The organism is Jeotgalicoccus coquinae, from assembly GCF_014207425.1.
Classification (GTDB): domain Bacteria; phylum Bacillota; class Bacilli; order Staphylococcales; family Salinicoccaceae; genus Jeotgalicoccus; species Jeotgalicoccus coquinae.
This window is the reverse complement of record NZ_JACHFF010000001.1, coordinates 609377-621086: the sequence shown is the minus strand read 5'-3', so window position 1 is coordinate 621086 and position 11710 is coordinate 609377. Positions and strand designations below refer to the sequence as shown.

The 11710-nt window shown below is 33.3% G+C and carries 6 protein-coding genes and 2 pseudogenes; 1 reads left to right on the top strand and 7 read right to left on the bottom strand.

Annotated elements, in window-relative coordinates:
* Positions 1-273: 273 nt before the first annotated feature.
* Positions 274-1766: pseudogene (locus tag HNR41_RS03015) on the bottom strand (IS3 family transposase).
* A 261-nt stretch (positions 1767-2027) separates the two neighbouring features.
* Between HNR41_RS03015 and HNR41_RS03010 the strand changes: the two are divergent.
* Positions 2028-3491, top strand: coding sequence for a hypothetical protein (locus HNR41_RS03010; protein ID WP_186100389.1), 1464 nt, complete (start codon positions 2028-2030; stop codon positions 3489-3491).
* Positions 3492-3671: 180 nt separating this feature from the next.
* Here the strand turns inward: HNR41_RS03010 and HNR41_RS03005 are convergent, their stop codons facing one another.
* The 6 genes and pseudogenes from HNR41_RS03005 to HNR41_RS02980 form a co-directional block, all read right to left on the bottom strand.
* Positions 3672-4319, bottom strand: a complete 648-nt coding sequence (locus HNR41_RS03005; protein WP_184281607.1) for an ATP-binding protein — start codon at positions 4317-4319, stop codon at positions 3672-3674.
* 322 nt (positions 4320-4641) lie between these two features.
* Positions 4642-5019, bottom strand: a complete 378-nt coding sequence (locus tag HNR41_RS03000) for a Mu transposase domain-containing protein (protein ID WP_184281605.1) — start codon at positions 5017-5019, stop codon at positions 4642-4644.
* 206 nt (positions 5020-5225) lie between these two features.
* Positions 5226-6373 (bottom strand): annotated as a pseudogene (locus tag HNR41_RS02995) (IS3 family transposase).
* A gap of 163 nt (positions 6374-6536) precedes the next feature.
* Positions 6537-8309: a hypothetical protein gene (locus HNR41_RS02990; protein WP_184281603.1), complete on the bottom strand. Its 1773-nt coding sequence runs from the start codon at positions 8307-8309 to the stop codon at positions 6537-6539.
* A 359-nt stretch (positions 8310-8668) separates the two neighbouring features.
* Complete coding sequence (locus tag HNR41_RS02985) at positions 8669-10684, bottom strand: hypothetical protein (RefSeq protein WP_184281601.1); 2016 nt, start codon at positions 10682-10684, stop codon at positions 8669-8671.
* 29 nt (positions 10685-10713) lie between these two features.
* On the bottom strand, positions 10714-11676 hold the full coding sequence (locus tag HNR41_RS02980; protein WP_184281599.1) for a hypothetical protein: 963 nt from the start codon (positions 11674-11676) through the stop codon (positions 10714-10716).
* Between the last annotated feature and the right edge of the window lie 34 nt (positions 11677-11710).

The following is an 11710-nucleotide window of genomic DNA, read 5'->3' as shown; positions in this document are numbered from 1 at the left end:
ATGATTATTAGAAATAAATTAAGGTTTAGTCCATTCGTATAATTTCATATGTTTATTACATGTTAAAAATCAAAAACTACCACCCTGCTATTTATCTGTCGTTTCAAAAATTTTCTTATCTTTTCTTTAGTCATAAAGTGTTCAAAATTAATGAGCAAAACGGGGGTGCAGATATTTTCTTAGACCATTAATTGTTAAATGTATCTAATATAACAGTGTAAATCTAATTGTTACTCTTATAGCTTCACTGTTTGAATCGTATTATTTTGACTACTATGCCACACAACTCAAGGTTTCGCGATGTTTTATAATACTCATTCCACCTAATGATAGTTTGATTCTTTCATGGTTATACCATACAAGATATTCATCTAATTGTTCGATAAAATTTTCAAGAGAGGCATCCAACCAGGATTCGCCATAAAAGAACTCGTTTTTTAACCGTCCAAAGAAGCCCTCACATGCAGTGTTATCGGGAGAACAGCCTTTTTTGGACATTGATCGTATTAAGTCATGACTATCCATTCGATCAATCCATCCATGCCAACGATAATGCGCACCCCGATCCGTATGAATGACTGGTCTCTCGCCCTCCTGTAACGTTTGCATCGCCTGATCCAGCATGGTATTAACTAACTCTGCATTAGGGGTGGTACTCATTGTCCAACTCACGATAGCACCATCAAAACAGTCAATCATTGGATATATACTTTACCGCTAGGTATACAAAAGTCCGTAATATCTGTAATCCATTTATTTTATATGCTTTAAGATTACGTTTTAAAACATTAGAAACATCAGGTGATATCTTCACCATACGAACTATATTTTCTCATTTTAATAGATTCCAAAACGAGATTTTTTTCTCTCATGATATGTCGCACTATTTTTTCCGACAGGATAATCCCTATATTTTTTAATGACGCATGTATTCGTCGGTAACCGTAACGACGCTTACCTGCTTTGAAAACATCAATAATTTGAACCCGCACATAGTTGTATTTATTCCGCAGAGCAAGTTGTTTCTTATGGTAACAATAACTACTTTTGGGAATGTCAATAGATGTTAATAATTGAGACAGTTTGTACTTTGGACGAAGGGCATCAATCAGGGTTGTTTTTTCTTGGTTAGTCAGCGCTTCCAGAAAGATGCTCTGGTCTTTTTTTATAATTTCTCCTGCTTTCTCTAGTATATCTTTTTGCATTTGAAGTTGAGATAGCTCATCCTGAAGTTGCTTGACTTGGTCTTTCAATTTATTAACGTCTGTATCACTAGGTTTCTTCATTTTATTGATAGACACACCTTTGCCAAGCAGCTGGTCTTTATACTGGTAATGAGACTCTCGGCTAACTCCCATATCATCCGCTATTTTCTGTGCAGATGTATTACGAGTGAGTAAAACACCAGCTTCTTTTTCTTTTGATGTTAAGTTTATCCCATTTCTTTTAAATTTACGAGACTGAGGTGCCATTTCCATTACCCAATTCGTTAAAAGCGCACGACTTGGATACCCCAGCATTCTAATTGTACGAGAATAACACTTACCATACTCTAAATAATGAGCCACTGCCGTCTGTTTCTGTTTTTCTGTGTATTTTGACCGACGAGTAATTTCCTTTTTAACGTCACCATGCCGTTTGTGTCCTTCTATCCAGTTTCTAAGTGCCAAACGTGAAGGGTACCCGAGTTCGTTTATTACAGCAGCGTATGATTCGTATTTAAAATAAAGATTTATAGCTTTTAATTTTTCCTTATATGCATACATCGACTTCCTCCTAACCAATTTAGTCTAAGATTTTGTCCGCATGCCCAACTGTTGTGTCTAGTTTAGCAGTTACAGCAGTCCTATGTTTTTTTAGTTGCCAAACACAACTAATATACATTAACTTGTTTTATTTACCTTTTATATATTATTATTAACTATAGAAAGGTTTTTTATATAAAGGAGCAGATAAGGTTAATGAGAATATATCCTAAAAAAATGGACATTTCATCTGAAACGAGACTTGTCATATATAATATGAATATGAAAAAATTTGACAAAATTGAAATAATACCCTCTAATAGTTTTTACGAAATTGAGGATGATTCTATCTTGAATAATTTGGCAGATTTCAAATATAAATTACAAATTAAAAACGATAATAAGTGGACTGATAAAACTAAATACATGAAGTTATATAATGATAAAATTTTAGATGAATTATTCAATGATATATCACATATATCATTAGAGGAATTTAAGAAAACACTAGAAATATACTGGGATAATTATTCCATTAACCATATACCAGAAATAAGAACAGCTTTCGCAAATAGTATGAGAAATATTTGGAACAATCCTGATACTTCTCATAATAATTTGAACCTTTTAATTGAAATAAGTAAAGATACGAATACTGAAATTCCATTGCTCTGGAAAAATATTTTATTTTATATTGAAGAGGTATTAAATTTAAACAAGGCACTAAAACATTTCGGTCTTTCCAATTTTTCATTTCAAGATATTAATAACGGCATCACTTTAAATGATATTCGTTTACATGAGTATATTAATTCACGTATTTTTAAGTTAGAACAGATAAACTTAGAATTTTCCACTCTTTTTATAGGATTATATTATAGCTACATTGGAAAACGTAATTTAGCGATTAAAGCATTTAATAAATCTCACGAGTTTGAAGAGAATTATATAAAATCTATGAAAATCGACATCGGATCCTACACTTATACTAGCATTGTTGATGGAATTAATTATACTCCTGAAATAGTATTCCATGATTCTCTCATAGAAAATAGAACAGGGATTACAATATTATTATCAATGGATGCACAATTTTTAAAATACTATAGTATACAATTATTTTATTCTATTATTGCTTTACGTAATTATCATTTTCATTTCCATATCGTAGATTACAATAATACGAGCAATGACGCCATTAAAGAGGCAAAGTCACTTTATGAAAATCTAATAGACTATATCAGACCAAAATCTCCAATTACTGTACCCACTTTTTCCTATGAGATTTATCCAGAATTTGTTAAAGATTCAAAAACCTATTATGCTTGTTCAAGATATGTTATCGCAAAAAATATTATGAATCAAAATGATAACGATATCTTTATTATGGATGCAGATTTTTTCATTAATGACGAGTTAGAAACATATCTATCAAAAATAACTGCACACGATTTATCCATTCCTTTTTCACCAGCTCTATTATCTTTGTTCCCTTGGAGAAGGATCATGGCAGGTTATGTTTTTTTAAAAAACAATTCTAAATCTCATGAATTTCTTAATTTAGTGAGGACTTATATTATAAATAACTTGGATAAAGAGAATTCTTGGACTTTAGACCAAAATGCACTTACTTATGCTTATGAAAAAATATATGATATATGTCCAGATATAAACATTGGTAATTCTAATAAATATGATATTCCAATGTCACAACCGCTATTAAGAAAATTAATTGAAAGGATTTAAATAGATAAATAAATTATTAAAAGATGCCTCATTACTTTATGTTATTGGTACTTATTTTCTTTTTAATTTTAATATGAATTATATGCAATATGAAAAAACTGTTCACTTTAGTTTAGCAGTCAAAGTGGTAATGACGAACGCGATTTACGTGGTATCGTAAATCGCGTTTATCATTACCACTTAAATCGGCGTATCGATACCATCGATTTTACGTAAGGATTCACCATTTAAGATGAGTTTATAGGATTTTGAACATGCACGATCTAAAATAGCGTCCGCAATCGCACCCTCACCTAATTTCTTGTGCCATTCTGCCGAAGACATCTGTGAACACAAAATTAAAGATTTCTCACGACTTCTTAACTCAAAGACTTCCATCAAATGCTTTTGTTCCTGTTCTTTAGTCGACGTTAAGAGGAAATCATCAATCACAAGCACATCTACTTTCATGAGTTTCTTCAACAATTTACCTAAATTGCCATGAAGTTCAGCCAGATCAATATCATTCAATAACTCAGTCATCCGATAATACCTCCCTGTAAATCCAGATTCAATCGCATGATTGACCAACGCATTGGCTAAATAACTTTTACCCGTGTCTGTGGCACCTTGAACGATGACATTGCGATGATGTTGAATATAATGGTTAGTTGAAAGTTGTTCAATGCTTTCTTTACGCAAGCCTCTGCTGGATTCATAGCGAACATCTGAAATCTTTGCTTCTTTATGTGACAGTGTCGCTTGTTTCCGATAACGTTCAATGCGGTTATCTTGTCTGATTTGATACTCTTCATTGACGATAACTTCTAAATAATCCAGTGGCGTCATCGCATGATTACGCTCCTACAAATACAGACTATGAAGCTGATCCGCCATTGTCGTCAGTCGCATCTCACGTAATTAACCGATAACCGTTTGTAAGCGTTGTTGATTATTGCTCATAATAATCAGCCCCTCTCAAAAAAGATTGTTCCGTACTTTCTGGGGTGCTAGACTTTAAGTGGGACGTGCCAGTGTTCAGTAATTGCGTGATTAAACGATAACCTGGATGAGATGTACGTTCTAATGCATGATGGCAGGCATCGTTCAGGGCGGAATCTGAATGGGTGTCTGCCAATTTTAATAATGCGTGAACCCGTTTGTAGTGTTTTTATTCCGGACCATCCGAAAACATATTTTCAACGACTAAATGGACGTTGGGACCAATATGCCGTGCCCACTTTAAATAGCGCTGACTATTCCACTCGCCGTGTGTTGTGCTATGTTCAGGTAAGTGATCGATAACTGTCGTGTAGCCGCCCGGCACTTTATTCAATGTCCCGTGCCCACACAACATGCAGTCTTGATGCCACACTTGGATTTTTTTCCCATAAATTTTAAGTTTTAGACTGTGCCCAATATATTGATACGGCACAGAATAATGATGTTTCTGATAACTGATATGGGCATTGTTATAAACCTTCACTGTTTTATATTCACAGTACTCAAACGGCACAGCCGGTAAAGATTGAAGGATCGTACGTTCCATATCGTTAAACATGGAGAACCGAGACCCTGGTTTCTTTTGAAACGGTCTTTGATTAAAACGATTCAGTTCTTTTCTTAAGCAATCATTGTAATCATCTTGGACCTATGTCAAGATTTCGGACACGGTAAATTAAGTACCTCTAAATTGGTACAATTTTGATCCCGACATATTTAAGTTTTGCTTTTAAATATGCCGGGAATTCCATGTTACGCGTACATTTTTTCGAATGCCATCGGTGATAAATAGTTCAAATAGCCATGAATTCTTTCATAATTATAAAAACTCACGATATACTCAAAAATGCTCATGGTCGCCTCAGACCGAGTCTTGTAACGCTCATGATGGATCAATTCTTTCTTGATAATACTGTGAAACGACTCGATACAAGCATTGTCATAACAGTTGCCTTTACGGCTCATACTGGTGATAATGCCTTCAGATTCCAATAATGCCTGATATTCTAATGCGGCATACTGACTGCCTCTGTCCGAATGATGGATCAGGCCAGCCGTCGGCGGCTGCGTCTGGAAAGCGCGCTTTAATGCTCTGATGACCAGCTGCTTCGTCATTCGTTTCGACATCGCCCAACCAATGATCCGTCTGGAGAACAAGTCCATCACAGTAGCCAGATAGAGCCAACCTTCATCCGTGTGAACGTAGGTAATATCAGAGACCCAGATGATGCCACGTGCGTTGACTTTAAAGTCCTGGTCGACGTGGTTTGGATAGATTGGCAGATTGTGCTTGGAATTTGTCGTCGCTTTGTATTTTTTGACGACTTTTGAACGGATGCCCATTTCCTTCATCAGCTGACTGACAGTCCGCTCAGACACAACGGTACCTTCTTTCCACAACATCCGTGTGATCTTTGGACTGCCATACCGTGCCTTGGATTGCTTGTGAACCTTTTTAATCTGACGCTTTAGCTGTGTTTTTTGTTCCTGCTGGGGTGTGGGTGCATGCTTCAGCCATTGATAGAATCCACTTTTGGAGACACCGAGGACTTCACACATCTTTGATACACGGAATGCGTGTCGGTGTGCCTGGATGAAACCAAAAATCACTTCTGGTCGTTGGCAAAGATGCGCATAGCCTTTTTTAGTATTCTGTTCTCCTCTTCTAAATCTCTGATTTGTTTCTGTAAATCTCTCTCTTCCTGCTTTTCTGAGCTCAGGTTACCGCTGCCCACAAATGCATCTGAACCTTCATTGCCATACATCGAAACCCACCGAGTCAATGTATGTGGTGGTATATCTAATTCTCTGGCCACGGCAGCGATAGATTTATTACTGGTATTAACTAAGCTTACTGCTTCCATTCTGAACGTTTGATCATACGTTCTTTTTCTACTCATTACGAACACCACACGTAAATTGATTAGTTCTATTATAATACTGTCTCACTCAATTCACTGTGTCCATTTTCTAGTCTACCTTCATTAACCTTCCTATCTCATTAATATTTTCACTTCACGGATTAAATAAACGATAATTTCACTCATTACCTCTACTCTTTAATTAACAACTATTAGAATCTATTACTTTATTTATATTTTCTAAATAAGAGTTAAATCGGGCTCTCATTGCCACCCTGTGAAAGAGTGTTTCTTTATAGTTTGGTATACCTTCAGTTTTAGCTTGTTGCCATAATTTTATTACTTCATCCTCAATAAAAACATCATTCCAAAGAGAAGAGTTATTCAATATTTCTTCAATCGAGTATTTATCCTTAGTTTGCCACAATCTAAGCTTTTTATAATCTTTTTCTTTACTCTGTTCAGGTGTAGCTTTAAAAAACTTAACATCAGACCACTCAGGAATCAAAGTGGATATAATTTTATTGTGCATATTTGTTTTAATGTTATCGCTTGGCTTGTTTGTTAAAGCAGATGAGATAAATATATTATTGATAAATGGAGAGTAACAATGTATTTGTCCACTTAATGGTGTCCATCTTCTAAAACGTTCAATAAAATGAAAATAATCTAATAGTTTCAATCCATCTATATTTAAATTCCTACCATTTTTCAAGATATTTTCAACCTTGTTCTTCATTATCGTGATAGAATCTTTAGAGACACATCCAATTTTCACAAAATGGTTAGTAAGTCTTTTGTATGCCGCATCTTCTCCCATGGCTTCTAGCTTTGCTATCCATCTTTCATTGGAATAATATGCACCCTTACCAACTTCTCCACCAAATCCATTTATTTTTATTTCTTTTAAAGAATCAAAGTCATTCGTTTCTATAATAGGTGAGCTAATCATCACAGTTGAAAAATCACCATCATATTCAAATAATAATCTGTCCACTCTCTCAATTAAGTCTGGCTGTTTCTTAATGTATAACTCGGGATCTAATATTCTTAAGTTGTTATTGTTGTTCACTTTTTCTAACAACAATTTTGAAGTATTTAATTCCTCATCAATATCATTAATTGTCCGAAAGCTATAGTTAACAGCATTAGATTTCAATATACTCGCTGCACTTACACGCGAATCTTTCCCTCCTGAAATATCTGCTTGAATATCTAATTTCCACAACTCTATATAATTATTAATATTCTCTAAAATACTCGTTACTAATTTATCAATACTATAATTTGTATTTTTACCAGTTTCGATTAGTTCTTTAATACCTTTTGTAGACTCCATGTAAACCAGATTATTTCTTGCAGTGCCTGCCTTAGCTGTGATTACTGTTGATGGGGGCACTCTATAAACATTTTCAAACGGACTATCTTCATCCATAAACCAGCCGGCAACCGCATAAGACTGCCAACTTTCAAAATCCATCTTAGCTCTATGTCCTGAAAATATGTGCAATGCTGAAGGACGATTGGACCAGAAGATGCCTTTATCATTTTCTAAAACATAAAGCCTGGTAACTCCGAGTATATCCGTGTATATATTTAATTCGTCATTTTTTTTATTTATTGAACTGAACAATAGTGGTGCTGTTAAATCATTTAAAACTTTTTTATCTTTAATTAATGCTTGGCTAATAGATAGAATAGATGTTTCTTTATTTGTACTGAAATCTTTATAGTTAAGTGGCGGAAAAAATGTTAAGACACTTATATTTTCTTCTTCCACACTAGTTGGAAATTCAAGTTTTGAAGATTTATCATCCAGTATAAATACGCCTATATTTTTGTGAAATTGATAATCAACGGAGAGTGTATAGTTAAGATAAGTTTCTTCATAATAATTCTTTAAATTACTGATATTATTTAACTGCTGTCTTTCTTGTATATTATCATTTAATTTAAAAGCCAAAAAAGTTCTCATATTTTCCCCCCTTGTTTAATATAAAACTAATTACTCAGTTCTTAAACAGATGTTGTAATAGATTCTCTGAATCAATTATATTATTATCATCATAATTTTTCATTTTTTATTAACAAAGTCTCTACAGACTGTGCTACAGTAACTGCTTTTAAAAACTCATATCTTAAAATATCTCTTTAATTACAAACGCGATTTACGTTGTATCGTAAATCGCGTTTGTATAGAATTCAACAAAGTCGTATATTAGATAAATATATGAGCTGAATGATACTGACATTCAATCTAATTTTAAACAGAGTTATATTGAAATTCTTACATATAATGAATTTCAATTTTATCATTAATCTATTCAAAGATCTTTAAATATTAATATATCCTTGGATATCTACCCATTTCCCATCTTCTTTTCCCTGATATTTATACTTTAAATCTGATTCTAGTATATTTCCTTCTAAAACATAATCTTCTCCTGGAGTAATTACAGCATCTATCATCATTCTCTTGTCACTATTATCGTATATAATTAGCCTAATTTCACTTTTAACATTAAGTTCTGATGAAGGATTAAAAGTCCTTTTTCTTTCTTCAGTCGCTCCTTCTTCCGACAGATGACCATTTAATCTGTCCAAGTGATTATCAAAGCAAGCTCTCATTATTAATCTATCAAAAATACCTTCAATATTAGGATGGAAATCACCTTCAATAGCTTTATTCCACATTTCAAGTATTTTTTGTTCATCGAACATGTCATTCCATCTTTTAGGATTATTTAAAATTAGTTCTATATCTTCTTTATCTGAAGTTTGCCAAATTCTTAATCCTTTTTCTGTACGTTCGTCCCTATCACTTAGCTTCTTCTTATAGAACGGAACATCTTCCCATTCCGGTAGTAACTCTCTTATTACTGATTTAATTACATCTAAATTGAGTTTCTCTTCATATGACATGTTAAATGATTGTTCGAGAAATTCAGCTGAATAAAAAGCAGAGTATCTGTTAAAGTCTAAGCTCTGAGGTAGCCATCTACGTGCACGCTCTACTAAATAAAAATAATCTAGCAAATAAAGACTGGACAAACCTTTTGTCTTACCTTTATAAATCACATTGAAAATAAATTTATCTCTTGTATGTGTAATTTCAGGTTTGATACCATCTAATACCGAAAAAGCTCGAGTAAGTCGATCATATGCAGCACCTTCACCTTGTTTCAAGAGTCTCTTATACAAATTTTCTGTACCATAAAAGGTAGCTTTGCCTATCTCACCCATAGCCCCTTGTACCCATATTCTATTGATATCACTAAAAAAAGTTTCCGGATTCAAATTCCCACGAATAGTAATGGGAGATAAATCACCATCTGTGTTATGAAAAATAGTTTTGGCTCTATCAATAATTGGTGCTCTCTTCTTAGCACTACTTTTTTTGGATTGACCTGGGTTTATAATGTTATGTTTATGTGATAAATTCACTTTTTCTAATAGTAATGATGCTGTTTCTACTTCTTTTTCAAGAGTACCAATTGTATTAAATTGAATATTTTCAGCACCAGATGCGATTACTGCTGCTGCACATACCCTAGAATCTTTTCCTCCAGATAAATCTACAACTAAAGGAAGTGACCATAACTCAGAAAACGATGCAAAGTTTTCTAACATATCATTAGCAATTTTTTTTGCATCAAATCTTCTATAAGGTCGTGGGGCAACCATTTTATCAAAAGATCCGTTATTTATTAATTTTCTTGGTGAGTCAGAATCATTAAATACATTTACTCGTATTCCTGGTTCTATACGTACAACATTTTCAATAGGACTAGTAGTATCAATAAACCAACCAGCATTACAAAAGAATTCCCAAGCATTTCTATCTAACTTGGCTTCTTCTCCCGATAAGATTGGTAATGCACCAGGTCTATTAGACCAGAACCACCCATTCTCACCTCTATATTCATAGAGTCTTGCAAAGCCAAATGGATCAGACATTATATCTAAAGTTTCCTTGTATGTATCTATTAGACAGACACTAGTTGGTGTACTAAACTCACTGCTTAACTCTTTATTATCTGACAATTTTTTCAGAAGTTCTTTTGGTGCATTATTGACGTCTCCAGATTCACTAAACTTTTTCCAATTAGGAGGTGGATAATAGGTAATTAATGCCTTACCTTCTTCACTAACAACGGAATTCCAACGTAAAGGACTGGTTTTCGAGTCAAATATAACTGCCCCTAAATTTTTATATCTAAATTCGTGGACTTCCACCTCAAAGTTAATTTTAACTGTTTCATAGTAATGTTTTTTTACCCTATCAATACTTTCCGTAATTTCTTCTGAACTTATATCTGCATCAAATTTAAAAGCTAAAAACGTTCTCAAAATTCCTCACACCATTCTCTATTATAATTTTATTTAACAAGTCGCTTAACTTCATTATTCAAGAAAATTGGATAAAACTCTGCTAATTCTTCATGAGTAGTATAATCTTCACCTGCAATTTCTACGTTTTGAATGTTAAGATTTTTTACCCAGTCTTCAAAAAATGCAACGTGTTCTTTATAATGAGGTTCTTTTAACCCTATATGTATTTTCGTATTAGGGTAAGGTTCAGTTGAATTCTTTAAAACGTCATATAATTGATCATTTGCCCATTCTTTATTTTCTTCAGTAAAATCTCCTACAATTGATTGGAAAATTTCAAATCGAATAGATGCTGGATTAGTTTGATACAGATAATCACCTAACATTATTTGTGGTCCGCCTGGAATGATATTACCTGCGCCAAAAGTATAGCCATGATACAACGCAGCGTAGCCACCTTTACTTGAGCCAGCAAAAATCAAATTCTCTTTTTTTATATTTAAATGGGACACTACATCACTTATTAGCTTTTGAGTATACTTCGCAATACTTAAGTCTTTTTTCACACCTAAATAATATGAACTTTTTGTTAGTTCATCTAAACCATAATCATCTTTAATAAATAATTTGTTAACATTAAACTCCTTTAGTGTTTTTATATAATTATATGATTGCTTAGTATTAATCGCTTGAAAGATCACAACTAGTTTTTCACTTTCTTGGTTAGGATATAATAAGTATTTTATTCCATCTTCTGAAATTTGCTCAGGTAAAATTCTTGTATATCTACCATGATCTACCCATTTATCTTCACGTAATATTTGAAATTTATACTTATAATCCCAGTTGCCATGAAATAATTTTTCATCTAACTCAAGAGCTTCACCGCTCTTAATAATTTCTTTGACTATGAAGCTACTAGTGTCATTGTCATATACTATCAGTCTTACGTCTTCGTTTATGTTTTGTTCAGATGGATTAATTAAACGGTAATTTTTAGGTGTTAGCATAATAAATTCTCCTTTTATTTAAGAAACTTGTAAG